The organism is Herbaspirillum sp. B65 (genome assembly GCF_000333555.1).
Lineage (GTDB): Bacteria > Pseudomonadota > Gammaproteobacteria > Burkholderiales > Burkholderiaceae_D > Herbaspirillum > Herbaspirillum rubrisubalbicans.
Window position 1 is genome coordinate 1 of sequence record NZ_BADI01000775.1, and the last position, 16,891, is coordinate 16,891.

The following is a 16,891-nucleotide window of genomic DNA, read 5'->3' on the forward strand; positions in this document are numbered from 1 at the left end:
GCCCTTTCCTTTTCCTGCTTTTACTTTTTATTCCTTGGCCGTCACTGCCGGCACAACCGGCCCCTGCGCCTGCTGCTTCAACTTGTAAGCCAGCACCAGCAGGATAATGCCCAGCACGATCATGGGCACCGACAGCATCTGTCCGGCCGAGATGGTGATGCCGCCGAAGTGCACTTCATAGTCCGGCACGCGGAAATACTCGGTGAAGAAGCGCGCGCAGCCGTACAGCAGCGAGAACATGGCCGCCACCGCCATGCGCGGGCGGGCGTGGCGCGCGTAGATCCACAGGATGATGAACAGCAGGATGCCATCGACCAGCATCTGGTAGATCGGCGAGGGATGGCGCGGGATGTTGTCCACATTGGGCCAGATCATGGCCCAGGGCAGCGAAGGATCGGCCGGACGGCCCGGCAGTTCGGCATTGATGAAGTTGCCCAGGCGGCCGGCTGCATAGCCCAGCGGCACCAGCGGGGCGATGAAATCCATGATGTCCATCAGGTTGCGTCCGCGCTTGCGCCCCCACAGGTACATCGCCAGCAATACCCCGAGGAAGCCGCCATGGAAGGACATGCCACCCTTCCAGACCGCGATCATGTCAGCCGGATGGGCGAAATAATAGGCCGGGTTGTAGAACAGGATCTCGCCCAGCCGCCCGCCCAAGACGACCCCGAGCACGCCATAGAAGAGCATGTCGTCCAGGTCTTCCTTCTTCCAGCCCACCGCGGCGATATGGGGTTGCTTGATGCGCAGGCGGCCCACGGCGATGAATTGGGCGAACGCCAGCAGGTACATGAGGCCGTACCAGTGGACGGCCAGTGGCCCGATGTGGAAGGCAACCGGGTCGGGCATGGGATGAACGAGCATGAGTTTGATCTTTCTGTTGTTGGGCGGAACGGCGGTTGGAACGCGGCCGACGGCGCAAGTTCGCCGGCTCCGGTTCCCAGGCGGCGGGATCAGTCCGGGGCGTCCAGCAATTCCAGCAGCGCACGCAACACGCCAGAGGGGTTGTCACGACGCCAGGCCAGGCCGGTCTGGATGGACGGTGCCGCGTCCGAGAGCCGGCGATAGTCCACGCCCGGGCGTTTCAGATTCGACACGGATTGTGGCACAAGCGCCATTCCCATGCCAGCCGACACCAGGCCGACGATGGTCTGCATCTGGATCGCTTCCTGGCCGATGTGAGGCGTCACCCCGGCATCGCGAAAGCAGGACAGGATGGTGTCATGGAAGGCCGGGGCGATGCGGCGCGGGAAGATGATCAGCGGCAGCTCGCGCAGGCTCTTCAAGGAGACCGGCCCGCGTTTCCTGACGGCGCCTTCGGGCAGGGCGGCAATCAGTGGCTCCGACAGCACCGGCCGCACATCCAGCAGCGCGGCGGCTTTTTCCGGCAGCGGCGGCAACAGCAGGCCGGCGTCGATCTTGCCCTGGACCAGGTCGTCGAGCTGGATATCGGTGGTGGCTTCGCGCAATTCGATCTGTACCTGCGGATAACGCGCCCGAAAGCGCTGTAGTAGTGGGGGCAGGATGCTGTAGTCGGCGCTGGATATGAAGGAAAGTGACAAGAGCCCCGAGGCCCCGCTGGCGGCGCGCCGAGCCAGGTCGGGCAGGGCGGCGGCCTGTTGCAGGATGCGTTGCACCTCGGGCAGCAATGCGGCGCCGGCCGGGGTCAACGCGACGCTGCGCTTGGTGCGCTGGAACAGTGGTGTACCCAGTTGCTCTTCCAGCGCGGCGATGGTCTGCGACAGCGGCGGCTGGGTCATGTGCAGGCGGGCAGCGGCGCGGCCGAAATGCTTTTCCTCGGCCACGGCGGCGAAGTAGCGTAGCTGGCGCAGTTCCAGGCGGGGATGGTCGGACATGGACTGATAGCAGATCCGAATGAGTCGGGCGTCCATGATATCCCCGGCATTGGCCAGCGGCAAGACAGGGGGGGGCATGAGTTATTTCCCTCATGGAATTTGATCTATGACAGATATACGCCACGGCAGATAGGGGGGCGCACGGCAAGCCGGGTAGAATAGCCCCGCCTGTGAAGCGCCTTGAGAATGCTGCCGCAGGCCAGTCCGTTCACCGCTTGCTGAGGAGCCCCTAATGAAATACCTGTTGTTGATCGCCACCCTGGTGGCCGGATCGGCCATGTCGACCCAAGCCATGGCCAATGAGCAGTTGGCCAAATCCAAGAATTGCATGGCCTGCCACTCGGTGGATGCCAAGATCGTCGGCCCCGCCTACAAGGAAGTGGCCAAGAAGTATGCCGGCCAGAAGGATGCCGAAGCCAAGCTGGTCAAGAAGGTGCTCGAAGGCGGCAGCGGCAGCTGGGGTGCGGTAGCCATGCCGGCCAACAAGGGCCAGGTGACCGAGGCCGAGGCTCATCAGTTGGTGAAGTGGATCCTGAGCCTGAAGTGAGAATTCATCACATGGATTGAACAAGGAGACTGCGGTCTCCTTTTTTATTTTTTCCTTCCTCTCTTTTGCGACACGCGCCGACCGGCGGAAATCAAAGATTGAATCGATGTAATCGTTCGATTACAATCAACGCATGTAGCATGTATATCGCGCGCCCGCTTCCCCAATTTCTCGACTGGCTTCAAGGCATCCAGGACGATGCAAGCCGAGCCGTCATCTCCGCAAGGATCCAGCGGCTCGAGCGTGGATTGATCGGTGATGCCCAATCCGTTGGAGATGGTGTGTCCGAGTTGCGTATCCATTTCGGCTCGGGCTGGCGAGTGTATTACACCCAACGCGGCAGGCATATCATCATCCTGCTGGCTGGAGGTTCGAAAAGAACGCAGGCGAGTGATATCAGGCGTGCCAAAGCATTGGCCGCATTGCTTGATTAACAGAGGGAAGAAAAATGACCAAACGTATAAAAATTGCAGATCTACCGGACTTCGACGCTGCTCCGTTCCTTGACAGCGAAGAGGCCATTGCTGCCTACCTGACCGATATCCTCGCTGCCAATGATGCCGGCCTGCTGGCAGCAGCGCTCGGCGATATCGCCCGTGCCCGCGGCATGAGCGAAATTGCACAGGCAGCGGGGATTACCCGCGAGGCACTCTACAAGGCACTGCGTCCTGGTAGTGCGCCTCGCTTCGATACCGTCAATCGTGTGTGCGCAGCGCTAGGGGTCAGACTTGTGGCTCAGCCGATGGGGAACTGAGCGCCGCGCAGATCTACCTCCTGCTGGCGCGAGGTTTATTTCAACCACCCCTTGATCCGCCCACTCAACACCTCGCAACTGATCCCATACCGATCATGCAAGGTCGGCAGCGCCCCCGCATCGAGGAAGGCATCCGGCAAGCCCGCCATCTGGAAGCCGCTCGGCTGCACGCGGTGGCGCATCAGGGTGGTGGCGACGATCTCGCCCAGGCCGCCGATGACCGAATGGTTCTCGGCCACCACCACCAGGCGATTTTTCTTCCTGACCTGCTCGACCACCGTGGCTTCGTCGAAGGGCTTGATGGTCGGGCAGTGCAGCACGCCCACGCTGATGTTGTCAGCCTCCAGCGCCTTGGCTACTTCCAGCGCGCGCATGGTCATGAAGCCACTGGAGATGATGAGCACATCATTGCCGTCGCGGATTTCCTTGGCACGGCCCAACTCGAACCGGTAGTCGTATTCATCCAGTACCAGCGGCACGTTGCCGCGCGCCAGGCGCATGTAGACCGGACCCTGGTGCGCCGCGATCTGCGGCACCGCCTGTTCCAGGTCCAGCGCATCGCAGGGGTCGACGATGGTCATGCCCGGAATGGCGCGCATCATGGCCAGGTCTTCGGTGGCTTGGTGGCTGGGGCCGTAGCCGGTGGTCAGGCCGGGCAGGGCGCAGCAGATCTTCACGTTCAGGTTTTCTTCGGCGATCACCTGGTGGATGAAGTCGTAGGCGCGACGGGTGGCGAAGACTGCATAGGTGGTGGCGAAGGGCACCAGGCCTTCCTTGGCCATGCCGCCGGCGGTGGCCATCAACAACTGCTCGGCCATGCCCATCTGGAAGAAGCGCTCGGGATAGGCTTTCTGGAACAGGTGCAGGTCAGTGTACTTGGCCAGATCGGCGGTCAGGCCCACGATCTCGGGACGGTCGGCGGCGTATTCCACCAGTGCCTTGCCGAACGGCGCCGCTTGCACGCGCTGCCCCTCGGCGGCGATGGAGGCGATCATGGCCGAGGTGGTCAGGCGCGGTTTCTTTTCTGCGACGGTGTTCATGCTTGGCTTCCTTGTTGATAAGACTGGTCGAGGATGGAGAGCGCCTGTTGCCATTCGGGCGGATCGACACGGATGAAGTGGTTCTTCTCGCGCTGCTCCAGGAAGGGCACGCCCTTGCCCATCAAGGTATCGAACAGGATCACGCGCGGCTTGGTTTCCTTCAGGTTGCGCGCATGGTCGAAGGCTTGCACCACGGCCGCCAGGTCATTGCCATCGACCCGTTGCACATGCCAGCCGAAGGCCGCCCATTTGTCGGCCAGCGGTTCGAAGCCCATCACCTTGCTGGAAGGACCATCGGCCTGCTGGTTGTTGATATCGACCAGGCAGATCAGGTTGCCCAACTGGTGGTGCGCCGCGCCCATGGCCGCTTCCCAGGTCGAGCCTTCATCCAGCTCGCCATCGGACATGGAGTTGTAGACGAAGGCCGGATTGTTGTTGTAGCGCAGGCCCAGCGCCATGCCCACGCCGATGGCCAGGCCCTGGCCCAGCGAGCCACCGGAAATTTCCATGCCCGGCGTATAGGTGGCCATGCCCGACATGGGCAGGCGGCTGTCATCGCTGCCATAGCTTTCCAGTTCTTCGTCGGGGACGATGCCGGCCTCGATCAGGGCTGCATACAAGGCGATGGCATAGTGACCGTGCGAGAGCAGGAAGCGGTCACGTCCACTCCACTCCGGGTCGTCCGGGCGCAGGCTCATGGCGTGCTTGTAGGCCACCGCCAGCACGTCGGCCCAGCCCAGGGCCTGGCCGATGTAACCCTGGCCCTGGACCTCGCCCATGCGCACGGCATTGCGGCGGATGCGGTATGCGCTGGCGCGCAGGTTTGCCAAATTGTCAGACATTGCGAATCCTTGCTAGATGAATGAATGCGTAAAAATCACAGGAAACCGATGGAGAACCAGGGCACGAAGGCCACGATCAACAGGCCCAGCACCAGCGCACCGAGATACGGCCAGATGCGCTTGACTGCCACGTCTGGATGCACGCGGCCGATGGTGCAGGCGGCGTAGTAACCCAGGCCGAAGGGTGGCGCGAACAGGCCCACGCCCATGGACAGGATGATGACCATGGCGTAGTGCACCTCATGCACGCCGATGGCCTTGGCCACCGGGAACAGCAGCGGCGCAAACAGCACCATGGCAGGGATGCCTTCCAGCACGCTGCCCAGCACCACGAAGGCGGCAATCGAGACCAGCAGGAAGCCGTACTTGCCGCCCGGTACGCTGGTCATGGCCTGGGCCAATGCGTGCGAGAAGCCCGACTGCGTCAGTGCCCACGACATGCCGGTGGCCGTGCCGATGATGAACAGGATGGCGCCCGACAAGGCGGCGGTGTCGACCAGCATCGGATAGAGCCGCTTCCAGTCGAATTGGCGATAGACCAAGAGACCCGCCACCACCGAATAGGCGATGCCGATGGTGGAGACTTCGGTGGCCGTGGCGACACCCTCGACCACGGCAGTGCGGATGAGGATCGGCAGCAGCAGCGCCGGCAGGGCGATGATCATGGTACGCAGCACCACGCGGCCGGGGGCGCGCTGGATGCCTTCCATGATCTCGGCACTGCGCCAGCGCGCCAGCATGGCCAGCAGCACGGCCAGCACGATGCCCGGCATGATGCCGCCGGTAAAGAGCGCCGCAATCGACACGCCCGCCACCGAGCCGATGGTGATCAACACCAGTGACGGCGGGATGGTCTCGGCCATGGCGCCCGAAGCGGCCAGCAGCGAGATCAGCTCACCCTCGTGATTGCCACGGCGCTTCATCTCCGGCAGCAGCACCGGGGCGACCGCCGCCATGTCGGCGGTCTTGGCACCGGAGATGCCCGAAACCAGCAGCATTGCACCCAGCAGCACGTAGTTCAGGCCGCCGCGCACGTGGCCCAAGAGCGAAGCCAGGAAGTCCACCATGGCCTTGGCCATGCCAGTCATTTCCACCAGGTGGCCCAGCAGGATGAACAGTGGCACCGCCAACAGGATCAACGAAGACATGCCTTCATCGAAGCGCCCGGCCACCACTGCCAGCGGGCTGCTGGTCACGGTCAGCATGAAGGCCACCGTGGCCAGGCCGAAGCAGAAGGCGATGGGAATGCCCAGCAGCACCGACACCGCCAGCACCAGGCCGAAGAACACCACCAGGTTCCAGTTGCCGATCGCTTGCAGCCAGTCCGAACCGAAGTACATGGCGGCCGCCACGACCGCCAGCAAGACCAGTACGCCCACCAGGTCCACCAGCTTCTGGCGCGAGATGCGCAACAGCGACAGCACGATCATCAGCGCCGCGCCGACGCCCACGGCGGCGGCCCGCACGGTATTGGGCCAGCCCAGTGCCGGGGTCTGCACGAACATTTCATCTTCGGCGTATTCCCACATCGGGTGGATCAGGATCAGCAGCATCACGCAGGGCGCAATGATGGCCAGTGCTTCGGCCCACGCTTTGCCACGTTCGCTCATGAAGCCCACCAGCACCGTGGTGCGCATGTGGGTGCCGCGCCGCAGGGCCACGGCAGCGCCCAGGTTGGCCAGCCACAGGAAGAGAATGGAGGCCAGTTCATCGGCCCAAGGAATGGGACTGTTGAAGATGAAGCGCATGATCACGCCCGCCAGCAGCACTGCCACCTCACCCACCACCAATGCCGCGGCGGGGATTTCGATGGCCAGGCCCAGCCAGTGTTCAAGACGCGCAGCCAGCGAGCGTTCGTCCATCACCGGCTGCTCCAGCGACAGGGCGCTCATCCCAGGCTCCCAACGGCGTTTTGCAGCAGCTTCCAGGCATCGTCACCGAACTTGGCGCGCATGTCCTTGTAGAAGTTGGCCTGGGCCAGGGCTTGTTTGAAGGACGCCTTGTCGGCTTCGATGATCTGCAAGCCCTTGCCCTGCAACTCATTGCGGGCGAAGCCGGCCAGCGCGGCGATGTCGGCGCGCTCATCGGTGGCGGCCTGGTCCAGTTCGCGGCGCACGATTTCCTGGATGTCCTTGGGCAGCTTTTCGAAGGCACGACGGTTGCCCAGGATCCAGTAGGCATCCCACACGTGGTTGGAGATGGTGCAGTACTTCTGCACTTCGTACAGGCGCGCAGTGCTGATGATGGCCAGCGGGTTTTCCTGGCCTTCGACCAGTCTGGTCTGCAGCGACGAATAGACTTCGTTGAAGTTGATCGGGGTCGGGCTGGCGCCCAGTGCGGTAAACAGCGAGGTCAGCATGGGTGCGGCCGGCACGCGCAGCTTCAAGCCCTTCAGATCGGCTGCCGTCTTGATCGGCTTGGTCGAGGTGGTGATCTGGCGGAAGCCGTTGTCCCAGGGTTTGGACATGGTCAACAGGCCCACCTTTTCGATCTGTGCTCGCACGTAGGCACCCAGGGCGCCATCCATGGCTTGCCAGACTTCCTTGTAGTCATGGAAGGCGAAACCGGTGTTGACGATGCCGGCCGCCGGTACCAGGGTCGACAGCACCACGCTGGCCTGGTTGAAGAACTCCACGCCGCCATTGCGGATCTGCGACATCAGGTCGGTATCCGAACCCAACTGGTTGGCCGGGAACAGCTTGATGTCCAGACGACCATTGGTGGCTTCGCGGATGCGGTCGATGGCTTGCTGCGCACGCTTGTTGACCGGGTGCGACGGATCCTGGCCGGTGGCGAACTTGTAGTTGAACTCGGCCGCGTTGGCCGGACGGCTCATGATGGAAAACAGCGGCAGTGCGGCGCCGACAGCACCGGCCTTGAGCAGTTGGCGGCGGCTCAGGGTGGTCTTGCCGGGTTTGCTGTGGTCTTGGGTCATGTCAGGTCTCCTGTTTGTTCTGATGTCGGAAAGATGCCGGTCAGGCCGGCGCGGGCATTAAGCTGCGTTTAATGAATCAGCATTCCACCATTCACGTCCAGTGTAATGCCGGTGCAATACTGCGACAGCTCGCTGCCCAGGAAAACGCAGGCGCCGCCAATGTCATCGGCCCGGCCCAGGCGGGCCAGGGGGATGGTCTCGGCGATCTCGGCCTTCTTTTCTTCGGTCAGCTTGCCCTTGATGATGTCGGTGCCGATCAGGCCGGGGGTGATGCTGTTGACGCGGATGCCTTCCGGGCCGAACTCGCGCGCCATGGCACGGGCCAGGCCCAGCACGCCAGCCTTGGCCGCCGAGTAGTGCGGACCACCGAGGATGCCGCCGCCGCGCTGGGCCGACACCGAAGAGATGCAGATGATGGAACCGCTCTGCTGCTGGCGCATGGCCGGCAGCACCGCCTGCGACATGTAGAGCGTGCCGCGCAGGCTCACATCCAGGATGCGGTCGTAGTCGGCACCGGTGATTTCCAGTGTCTTGACCGGCTGCGTGATACCGGCATTGTTGACCAGGATGTCGATGCGGCCGAACTGTTTGAGGGCGGCCGCGATGGCAGCTTCGCAGGAAGCCTTGTCGGTGACGTCGGCCACTAGGCCCAGATGCTGGCTGCCGATGCGTGCCGCCGCCGCAGCCGGTTCGGCCTGGGCCAGATCCAGCACCACCACGCGGGCGCCTTGCTCGGCCATCAGGCGCGCCGTGGCATAACCCAGACCGTTGATTCCTGCACCGCCGGTGATGACGGCAACCTTGTCCTTGAGCAGCATGTCGTGTTCTCCAGATGTTTGCGTTGATATGCGGAACAGCAGGAGACAGAGCAGACGCGCAGGTGCGCAGATGCTGCCGTGCAGCAGGCAGGGCAGATGAGCATGTCTCCGTTTTTGTTCTGATGCGCATGGTCGAACATCCCTCGCCTGACGACAAGCGAAGTCTCGTCATGTTAAAGTGACGGATTATCATCTTAGCTGGATCGCCCATCCATGGCCGTTCTTCCGCCCCTGCCCAATCTCCAGGCCTTCGAAGCGGTGGCCCGGCGCAAGAGTTTTGCGCTGGCCGCGGCCGAACTGCATCTGACAGCCTCGGCGGTGAGCCACCAGGTGGCGCGGCTGGAATCCTACCTGGGCATTCGGCTGTTTGAACGCAGCGCCCATGGGGTGCGCATCACCACGGCCGGGGAGAGTTACCTGGCCCGCATCCAGGGGGCGATCTCGGCCATCACGGCGGCCTCCGTGGACGTGCGCCAGGGGGTGAACAACACGCTCTACATCCATAGCGCCCCCAGCATTGCCAGCCTGTGGCTGATGGCGCGCCTCAATGATTTTGCGCGCAGCTATCCGGCCATCACCTTCAATCTGTCGGCGGCGCATTCGCAAAGCAATTTTGAACTGGGCGAGGTGGATATCGACATCCGCTATGGCATCCCCAACTGGCCGGGGCTGGTGGTGGAGCCCTTGTTCGAGGAGCGCATCGTGCCGCTGGCCAGCCCCGCCTTCATCCGTGAAAACAAGCTCAGGAAGCCGGCTGACCTGCTGGGCGTCAAACTGATCCGCAGCAATGTGAGCGTGGTGCAATGGGCCGACTGGTTCGGGGAGTTTGCCCAGGTGCGCGCGCCGGAACAGTTCGCGGTGCGTTTCGACCGCGCGCAGATGTCACTGGATGCGGCCACGCAAGGCTTGGGCGTGGCGCTGGAAAGCGCCACCGTGGCGGCGCGGCACATCGAGGAAAAGAAACTGAAACCCATCTTCGGGCTGGAGCGCGCCATCAAGGTCAAGGCCCACTTCGCGGTCTATCCGGCGCACCATGCGCGGCGGCCGGCGGTGGCGGCCTTTCTGGAATGGCTGCGCGAGCAGGCTGGCTGTCAGCTCTGATCGGGCCGGCTGGAAAATCTAATTGCCGTCCTTTTGCTGGCGCGCTACTTCCTTGCGCTTCATGGATAGATAGTCGTCGCGGCTGACTTCGTGCAATTGGCGGGGATATTGTTCGGTAGCGTCATACCAGTGCGCCAGGCGTTTTTCCAGTTGCTCTGCGGGTGCCGCTTGCTGTGCCGACAGATAGGCATCGATGGCCAGGTAGTAGCGCATGGTATTGCGCTCGACGGTGGCGCGGCTGCCGGATACGTATTGCGGCTGGCCATTGGCGTCGCGCTTGACGATGCTGAAGCCTACCTTGTCGCGGCCCACCGTCATCAGGTAGGCACGCAGCGCCAGCTTGCTGGCCAAGCCATAGGAATAGGCATAGCTGAAGTGCAGGAAGGAGCGTTTCTCATCGACGGGAATAGCTTCGATCTCGATGTGATAATCGGAGGTATCCAGCGGTCCCTTGTCGGCCAGCATCGAGGAAGAAAAATAATCGGCGCCACTGCTCCCACCCTGGTAGCGCAGGTCCACCTGGTAGGTATCCTTGAGTTGCTGTTCGGTCTTCTTGCCGACCTGCATGTGCAGCGTGGTCTTGCCGCCTTCCCGTGCGAGGCGACAGTATTTGGTGTTCAGGTGCAGGATCAGGATGTCGCACCAGTGGTCGGGACTGTCCAGTGCCTGGCGCACTTGCGCAAAGGGATAGTTCATCACGGCAAAGATGTCGCCTTTGGCCGTGCCGTTGTCGTCCCGCGAATTGAGGTAGAGCGCTCGCTGATAGACATTGTGATGGAGTTCGCCCTGCAGTTCCGTGTAGCGCGTTTTCATGGCATTGGCGCCGTTGAGCGTCTGTGCCTGACTCCAGCCTGAAACCAGCAGCGCCAGTGCGACCGGNCCGATGCAGCGGGAAATGAAACGGGGAATAAAGCGGGACAGCTTGCTTGGCACGGACAACTCCTTGATGAATGAGGATCACAGCAGGCGCGCCCACAGGCTGGCGCCGAATTCTTTCATTCTTTCACTGATCGGACGTGGGCCCCATTGTTCCTTGGTGATTTTCACGCGAGGCGCCAGGTCGCGCTCGAACATGCTTTTCATCTGCACGCCGAAGGCCGGGCTCAGGATCACCGCATTGATTTCCTGGTTGTAGACGAAGCTGCGCCAATCCAGGTTGGTCGATCCGATGGTGGACCAGACGCCATCGATGAGCGCGGTCTTGGAATGCAGCAGCGCATCCTGACGCTCATAGATGCGAATGCCCGCCTCCAGCAGTTCGGCATAGAAGGAGCGCGAGGCATACAGCACCAGCGAGGAGTCGCTGTGGGACGGCAGGATCAGGCGCACATCCACGCCCCGTCTGGCCGCGGCCTTGAGTGCATCGCGCAGTTGCGGGTCGGGCACGAAGTAGGCATTGGTGAGATAGATCGTACTTTCGGCATGTTGGATGGCCGAGATGAAGGTGGCGTAGATGACGCTGTAGGGATCATCGGGCGAGCTGCCGATGGCGCGCACGATTTCATTGCCGGCCGCAGCCACCTGCGGGAAGTAGCGGTGTTCGCCCAGGTCCGGGCCGCGCTGCTGCTGCCAGGTGTTGATGAAGAGCTTCTGGAATTCCAGCGCCACCGGACCATCGATGCGCACTTGCGTATCGCGCCAGGGGATCTGTTGGCCTTGCGGGTTCACACGCGGTTTTTTCTGGCGGGAACTGAAGGAGCCGCTGGAATAGACGCTGCTGATGTTGATGCCGCCGACGAAGGCGGTCTTGCCATCGACCACCAGCAACTTGCGATGGTCGCGCTGGTTGACTTCCCAATCCTTGCGTAACTGGGTGGGATTGAGCGGGTTGTATTCCAGCACGTGGATGCCGGCGTCGATCATGGGCTGGAAGAATGCGCGCGGGGTGTTGAGCGCGCCCACGCTGTCATACATCAGGTTGACCTGGACGCCTTTGTTTTGCATGGCGATGAGCAGGTCGGCGAACTGGCGGCCGACCTCATCGTCTTCCATGATGTAGGTCTCCATGTTGATGTGGTAGCGCGCAGCCTGGATGGCCTGCTGCATGGAGGCATAGGTGGCGGGGCCGTCGATCAACAGCGTGACCTTGTTGCCGGTCACCAGGGGTGAGCCGGTGATGGCGCCTTCGATGGCTACGTGGCGGTCCAGGATGGTGTTGTCGGCGTTCTGTGCGCGCAGCTTGTCCAACACCGCCTTGGACTGCGCTGCACTGAGCACGCCACGGCCACCCTTCATCTGGATGGTGCGCGCCGACTGCGTGTCCATGTCGGGCACGATGGTGGGCAGTGAACTGCAGGCTGCCAGCGTCAGTGACAGCAGTACCAGAAGCAGCCAGGCCGGCCCGCAGCGCCGTGCGGGAGACTGGTGTGGATCATTGATCTTGTTATCGCGCATGGAAGGATCCCGGTTGGGCGCTGCCATGGTCCGGGAGGCTGTCCGGCGTCGGGAAGGCAACGCTGTGCGGTCGAGTATATGCCCGGCCATCGACGCATTGGAGTGCGCCGATGCATGAACCGGCGCTGTCCTACAAAGGAAAGCGAGAGCTGCCTACAGGAAGGGGCGCGGTTGTTGCATGGGCGCAGAAGGAGGGAGGCGGATAGGCCGGCTGGCCCATCCGGTCAAACGCATCAATAGACGTCGCGGCGATAGCGGTTCTGTTCGATCAGTTCATGCACGGTCTGTTCGCCCAGGGTGGCGTTGAGCACCGCATCCACGCCGGCGGCCATGCCTTCCAGGCTGCCGCAGACATACAGCACTGCGCCCTGTGCGATCCACTGGCGCAGTTCCGGCGCGGCTTCACGCAGGCGATCCTGTACATAGAGGCGTTCGGCCTGGTCGCGCGAGAAGGCCAGGTCCAGGCGTGCCAATTGGCCTTGCTCCAGCCACTGAAGCAATTCCTCGCGGTAGAGGAAATCGTAACGTTCGTTACGTTCGCCAAAGAGCAGCCAGTTGCGCTTCTGCCCAGCCTGCACGCGTGCGCGCAAATGGCTGCGCAGGCCGGCCAGGCCGGAACCATTGCCGATGAAGATGGCGGGGGCATCGGTGTCGAGCGGGGCGAAGCCGGCATTGTCCAGCAGGCGCAATGGCAGCGCTCCCTCGAGGGGGGCGTATTCGGTCAGCCAGCCGGAAGCCAGGCCCAGGCCGTCTTCATGCTGCACCTGGCGCACCAGCAGGTGCAAGGCACCATCCTGGGGCACCGAGGCCACCGAATAGGAACGTGCGGCCAACGGCTGCAACTGGTCGGCCAGGGCTTGCGCCTCGTTGGCCGGATGCGGCGGCAGGATGCTGCCGGCCAGGGCCTCGGCCAGCGTGCACTCGGCGCCCTGGTGGCGCACCCGCGTAGCGCCATCGAGCTGCAGTCGTTGCAGCAGCAGGGCGATGCGATCGGGGGCATGGCGCGGTTGCACCTGCACCAGCGCACCGGCTTGCCAGGCGGGCAGGGGGCCGCTTGGCGGTTGCAGTTCCAGGTGATACAGCGGTTCGCCCTGGCTGCCCGGATTCATCAGTACGCGACGGCGCAGGGTCCAGCTCTGCCAGGTCGGCGCGCTAGTGGGCAGGAGCTCGGCCACGTTGGCTTGCAGGCCGTGGGCGGCCAGTTCGCTATCCCATTTGCGCAGCGCCGAGGCGGCCATGCGGTCTACTTCCACCAGCGGGAACAGGGGCGTGGCGCCGCACTGGCGCAGGCCGTGCTCGAGCGTGTGGCCAAAGCCGCAGAACTGGGCGTAATGGCGATCGCCCAGCGCCAGGATCGCGTACTGCACATGGGACAGCGATTGCCCGGCCGCCTGGCGCAGACGCTTTTCGAAGCCGCGCGCGCTGTCGGGAGCATCGCCTTCGCCAAAGGTACTGGCGATGAAGAGGATGCGGCGATGATGACGCAAGCTCTCCAGCGTGGTCTGCGCCAGCGCTTGCAGGCTCACGGACAGGCCGCTGCGGCGCAGGCCGGCAGCGGTATGCAGGGCGATGCGCTCGGCCTGGCCGGTTTGCGAGGCGTGTACCACCAGCACTGGATCGCCCTGCGTGGCGTCGGCCGCGTTGCGGGTGGCCTCGCCCAGGCTTTCGCGTTCAGCGCGCAGGGCCGCCTTCTTGCGGCGACGGTCCAGGTAGAGCATCCAGCCGGTGATGCCGAAGAGCGGCATCATCAGGCTGGCGATGGCCATGATGATGCGGCCCGGCAGGCCGAAGTAGGTTCCCATGTGCAGCGGATAGATGGCCGTGAGCAGCTTGCCGCCACGGCTTTTGTCTTCGTAGCGCTCCAGCTGCTTGACCTCGCCGGTTTGCGGCAGCACCACCATACGGTTGCGCGCCCGCTCATGCGGCGCATCGTGGTCGAGGAAGAAGATCTGTAGCGGTTGCGAACCCTGCTCGGGCAGGCGCAACTGGGCGTTCTGATAGTCCGGGGCCAGCGCCAGGAAACTATTCCAGGCCTGGGTCAGCTCCAGCGGTACGGCGACATGTGCTGCCTCTTTCTTCTTGCCGGCGTCGCGCTGCATGGGCGCTCGGCGGCTCTCGCCGGCCAGCGTGTTGAGGCCATCCTTGAACCAGTCCAGCGCCCAGTAGGCGCCGGTAGTGGCCAACAGCACGTAGATCACCAGCAACCAGGTGCCGATGACCGAATGCAGGTTCCACAAGAAGGAGCGCCCCTGCAACTGCCAGTCCAGCCGCAGCCAGGCGCGCAGCGACCAGGGCCGGCGCGGCCAGCGCAGGTACAGACCCGACAGCGCCAGCATCAGCAGCGACAGCGCCAGCGTACCCAGTACGATCTTGCCGATCTCGGTGGGCAGCAGCAGCCAGCGGTGGAAGCTTTCGGTGAATTCAAAGAACGCGGCCCCCTTTAGCGGCGGCAGCAGTGCGCCGGTATAGGGATCGACATAACGTATCTCGCCCCGACGTACGCCCGCTGGCGGCGCAAATATCACGCGCACCGCGGCCCCCGATTCCGAGGACAGCAGCATGTTGGTCACACGTTGCTCGGGCCTTGCCTGGCGCAAGCCATCCAGGATCTGCTGCGGCGTGAGCGTGGCCTGCTGGCGCAGCTGCACGTGCATCACGCCGGGGTTCAGGGTTTCCAGGATTTCCTCGCGGAAAGCCAGCATGGCGCCGGTCACGCCGATGGTCATCAACAGGGTGCCGGCAGTGATGCCGATGAACCAGTGCAACTGGAACCAGATTTTCTTGAACATGTATCAGTAGGGCGGCGGGCGCGGGGGCGCCTTGTTGATCTTGTCTGCCGTGCCGCAGGGGAGCGGCCGGCGTGTCAATGACCGCCAGCGCGGGCTGGGTGGGTCAGCCCGGTATTATAGATCAAATGAAAATGATTCTTATTGATATCTTGGGGGGTGAAGTCACTCGCATGGTCTGGTCCGAAAGGCTTCAATTTTCGGTGGAAATTTCTTTATGGCAAGATTTTGGTTCCTCCGAGCTTGCTACTCTTGCCCCCCAATCAGGTGCAGGTCACGTCCAAGATTTGCTCGGGTGCAGACAATGATTCTTTTAACGGAATATTCCTTGGGGGGAATATGGAAGTGCGATGCGAAGACAGGCAATAAGCATTGGTATGAGACATATGTGCCGTTAGCGGACAAACTGTACGAGCTCCATCTCAAGATATTGACAAAGGAGGCAGGCGGAAATGGCAAAAAAGTTTAGCGAATTGCGCGCGGCCATGCGCCCGGAAGCGCAAATACAGGCACAGGCTAGAAGCGACTCACTGCAGACCAGTATCAAATTGCAAGCGCTTCGGAAGAGTCTGCACATCACGCAGGCGAGTCTGGCGGAAAATCTGCAGGTGCAGCAAGCGGCCATCTCCAAGATGGAAAGCCGCGATGATTTGTTGGTCAGTAGTGTGATGGACTTTGTACGCGGACTGGGCGGGCAGTTGGTATTGACTGCCACCTTCCCTGGAAACAAGACTTTCGACCTGACGCCGGAACCGGTGACGGTGCGGCGCTCCAGTATCGCTCTTGCGGAAAAGCCTCGAACCAGCAACCGGAGAGTCAAGCAAGGTAACGGAACCAGACGCGTTTCTGTCAGAGGCGCCGTATAAGTTTGGGTGAGACTTAAAGGTTTGTTTCGACATTGCTGTCCTGATGGCGATCAGCCTAGGGCCTGTTCGCACTTAATCGCACTCGCAGATTAAATGTAAACAGGCCCCAGCATCATCTTCACCATCGTGCGCGTCAGTACGCTGTGCGCATCCGCAGCCACATCCACCACGTCCAGATGATGCGCCTGCGGCAGCGGCACCACTTCCACTGCATGACCGGACTGGCGCAGCGTGGCCGCATAGAGGTCGCGCTGGCGCTGGAATTCTGCGGATTCCTGACCTCCGGCGCACAGCAGCGCCTGCACGCCATTGGGCAGGGCCAGCAATTGCGGGCTGGCTTGCAGGGCGTCCGAGGGCGACAGGTGCAGCACTTCGTTGAGGTAGGACAGGCGCACCGGTTCCAGGTCGTAGATGCCGCTGATGCCGCACAGGCCCCGCACCGGTGCTGCGCCCAGCGAGGCGATCAGGGCCGCCAGATGGGCGCCGGCCGAGTGGCCCATGAGCCAGATGGCGTCCGGGTCGAAGCGCAGCGCCGCCGCCTTGGCGTATAACAGGCGTAGCGCACGGCCGCAGTCGGCGGCGATGTCGCCCATCCTGACCTGCGGCGCCAGGCGGTAATTGATGAGGGCTACGTTGATGTCCTGCGCCAGGTAGGGCAGCGCCACCTGGCTGAACTGGTGCTTGTCCAGCGAACGCCAGTAGCCGCCGTGAATGAAGACCAGCAGCGGTCGTCCATTGCTGCGACCAGGGAAGAAATCCAGGGTCTGCAGTGTGTCCTCGCCATAGGGGACGTCCGCCAAGTGCGGATGTGCCTGGCGCGCAGCCTGGCCTTCGCTAGCGAAGCGGTCGAAGTAGGCCTGGAAATCGCTGATGCCCAGGCGCACGTTGTATTGCCGGTCCAATGCCTCGCGGTCATAGTCGCGGTAGATGTTCATGCCTCTCCTCCCTTGGC

General features: G+C 62.8%; 17 protein-coding genes. 6 read left to right on the plus strand and 11 right to left on the minus strand.

Annotated elements, in window-relative coordinates; genetic code table 11:
- Positions 1 to 27 precede the first annotated feature (27 nt).
- A complete protein-coding gene (lgt, locus tag I5W_RS18295; RefSeq protein WP_044530298.1) occupies positions 28 to 864 on the minus strand; it encodes a prolipoprotein diacylglyceryl transferase in 837 nt (278 codons plus the stop codon).
- 89 nt (positions 865 to 953) lie between these two features.
- Entirely contained in the window at positions 954 to 1,856 is a 903-nt protein-coding gene (locus I5W_RS18300) for a LysR family transcriptional regulator (RefSeq protein WP_199901764.1), read from the minus strand.
- A 232-nt stretch (positions 1,857 to 2,088) separates the two neighbouring features.
- Between I5W_RS18300 and I5W_RS18305 the strand changes: the two genes are divergently transcribed.
- The 3 genes from I5W_RS18305 (at position 2,089) to I5W_RS18315 (ending at position 3,157) form a co-directional block, all read left to right on the plus strand.
- The gene (locus I5W_RS18305) at positions 2,089 to 2,403 is read left to right on the plus strand and encodes a c-type cytochrome (RefSeq protein WP_044530300.1); all 315 of its coding nucleotides are present in this window, start codon (positions 2,089 to 2,091) and stop codon (positions 2,401 to 2,403) included.
- A gap of 140 nt (positions 2,404 to 2,543) precedes the next feature.
- Positions 2,544 to 2,837: a type II toxin-antitoxin system RelE/ParE family toxin gene (locus I5W_RS18310; RefSeq protein ID WP_044530301.1), complete on the plus strand. Its 294-nt coding sequence runs from the start codon at positions 2,544 to 2,546 to the stop codon at positions 2,835 to 2,837.
- A gap of 14 nt (positions 2,838 to 2,851) precedes the next feature.
- On the plus strand, positions 2,852 to 3,157 hold the full coding sequence (locus I5W_RS18315; protein ID WP_044530302.1) for an addiction module antidote protein: 306 nt from the start codon (positions 2,852 to 2,854) through the stop codon (positions 3,155 to 3,157).
- 35 nt (positions 3,158 to 3,192) lie between these two features.
- Here the strand turns inward: I5W_RS18315 and I5W_RS18320 are convergent, their stop codons facing one another.
- The 5 genes from I5W_RS18320 to I5W_RS18340 form a co-directional block, all read right to left on the minus strand.
- The gene (locus I5W_RS18320) at positions 3,193 to 4,197 is read right to left on the minus strand and encodes a transketolase family protein (protein WP_017453819.1); all 1,005 of its coding nucleotides are present in this window, start codon (positions 4,195 to 4,197) and stop codon (positions 3,193 to 3,195) included.
- A complete protein-coding gene (locus tag I5W_RS18325; protein WP_017453820.1) occupies positions 4,194 to 5,039 on the minus strand; it encodes a transketolase in 846 nt (281 codons plus the stop codon). The genes I5W_RS18320 and I5W_RS18325 overlap by 4 nt, the downstream gene beginning before the upstream one ends.
- Before the next feature lie 35 nt (positions 5,040 to 5,074).
- Complete coding sequence (locus I5W_RS18330; RefSeq protein WP_017453821.1) at positions 5,075 to 6,931, minus strand: TRAP transporter large permease; 1,857 nt, start codon at positions 6,929 to 6,931, stop codon at positions 5,075 to 5,077.
- The gene (locus I5W_RS18335; RefSeq protein ID WP_044530303.1) at positions 6,928 to 7,974 is read right to left on the minus strand and encodes a TRAP transporter substrate-binding protein; all 1,047 of its coding nucleotides are present in this window, start codon (positions 7,972 to 7,974) and stop codon (positions 6,928 to 6,930) included. Before I5W_RS18335 ends, I5W_RS18330 begins: the two co-directional genes overlap by 4 nt.
- Before the next feature lie 68 nt (positions 7,975 to 8,042).
- Complete coding sequence (locus I5W_RS18340) at positions 8,043 to 8,792, minus strand: SDR family NAD(P)-dependent oxidoreductase (protein ID WP_017453823.1); 750 nt, start codon at positions 8,790 to 8,792, stop codon at positions 8,043 to 8,045.
- Positions 8,793 to 9,005: 213 nt separating this feature from the next.
- Here I5W_RS18340 and I5W_RS18345 point away from each other — a divergent pair, with 213 nt between their 5' ends.
- A complete protein-coding gene (locus tag I5W_RS18345; protein WP_044530304.1) occupies positions 9,006 to 9,893 on the plus strand; it encodes a LysR substrate-binding domain-containing protein in 888 nt (295 codons plus the stop codon).
- Positions 9,894 to 9,911: 18 nt separating this feature from the next.
- Here I5W_RS18345 and I5W_RS18350 read toward each other — a convergent pair whose 3' ends face one another.
- From I5W_RS18350 to I5W_RS18360, 3 genes are all read right to left on the minus strand, one after another.
- Complete coding sequence (locus I5W_RS18350) at positions 9,912 to 10,826, minus strand: hypothetical protein (protein ID WP_044530305.1); 915 nt, start codon at positions 10,824 to 10,826, stop codon at positions 9,912 to 9,914.
- Between the two features lie 24 nt (positions 10,827 to 10,850).
- Positions 10,851 to 12,287, minus strand: coding sequence for a cardiolipin synthase (gene cls, locus I5W_RS18355; protein ID WP_044530306.1), 1,437 nt, complete (start codon positions 12,285 to 12,287; stop codon positions 10,851 to 10,853).
- Between the two features lie 233 nt (positions 12,288 to 12,520).
- The gene (locus tag I5W_RS18360) at positions 12,521 to 15,076 is read right to left on the minus strand and encodes a PepSY domain-containing protein (RefSeq protein ID WP_044530307.1); all 2,556 of its coding nucleotides are present in this window, start codon (positions 15,074 to 15,076) and stop codon (positions 12,521 to 12,523) included.
- A gap of 77 nt (positions 15,077 to 15,153) precedes the next feature.
- On the opposite strand from I5W_RS18360, the gene I5W_RS31470 reads away from it, so the two are divergent.
- Together I5W_RS31470 and I5W_RS18365 are read left to right on the plus strand one after the other, a co-directional pair.
- Complete coding sequence (locus tag I5W_RS31470; RefSeq protein WP_148289145.1) at positions 15,154 to 15,381, plus strand: hypothetical protein; 228 nt, start codon at positions 15,154 to 15,156, stop codon at positions 15,379 to 15,381.
- A gap of 144 nt (positions 15,382 to 15,525) precedes the next feature.
- On the plus strand, positions 15,526 to 15,939 hold the full coding sequence (locus I5W_RS18365) for an XRE family transcriptional regulator (protein WP_044530308.1): 414 nt from the start codon (positions 15,526 to 15,528) through the stop codon (positions 15,937 to 15,939).
- An 89-nt stretch (positions 15,940 to 16,028) separates the two neighbouring features.
- On the opposite strand, the gene I5W_RS18370 is transcribed toward I5W_RS18365, so the two are convergent.
- Positions 16,029 to 16,874, minus strand: a complete 846-nt coding sequence (locus I5W_RS18370; RefSeq protein WP_044530309.1) for an alpha/beta hydrolase — start codon at positions 16,872 to 16,874, stop codon at positions 16,029 to 16,031.
- Positions 16,875 to 16,891: the final 17 nt, after the last annotated feature.